Source organism: Streptococcus sp. KR (genome assembly GCF_002238115.1).
Taxonomy (GTDB): domain Bacteria; phylum Bacillota; class Bacilli; order Lactobacillales; family Streptococcaceae; genus Streptococcus.
Map to the genome: position 1 here is coordinate 1 of NZ_NGVM01000139.1, position 468 is coordinate 468.

Annotated in this window: 1 protein-coding gene; it reads right to left on the reverse strand. The window is 44.4% G+C overall.

Going from position 1 to position 468, the window contains the following annotated elements; genetic code table 11:
• Window positions 1-468, reverse strand: a 468-nt coding sequence (locus CBI42_RS11290) for a DNA gyrase C-terminal beta-propeller domain-containing protein (RefSeq protein ID WP_306425627.1), incomplete at both ends; no start/stop codon positions are given.

Consider the following 468-nt stretch of genomic DNA (forward strand, 5'->3'; position numbering starts at 1 on the left):
CACCATCATTCATTCTGATCAAATGAACACCAAGGGTTGCCCGGCCGGTTTGAGAAACATCTTCAACACTGAATCGGATCATGACACCCTGATCAGTGATCAGCATAATATCCTCTTCACCGTTAACAGTTGTCAATCCGGAAAGTGGCCCATTCTTTTCAGTAATGTTGGCAGTCTTGATACCCTTACCACCACGACCTTTAATTGGGTATTCGGCAGCTGGAGTTCGTTTACCATATCCGTTTTCAGAAATGATAAAGACTTCGCTGTCGGGTTTCAAGATATCAGAACCAACGACGTAATCATTTTCACGTAATCTGACACCCCGGACACCGGTTGCGGAACGTCCCATTGAACGAACATCGGCAGCGTTAAAGCTGACCGCATATCCACGATGGGTTCCAATAATAATGTTTTGATCTTTATCAGCAATCAAAACGTTGCTGACTTGATCGCCATCTTTAAGGT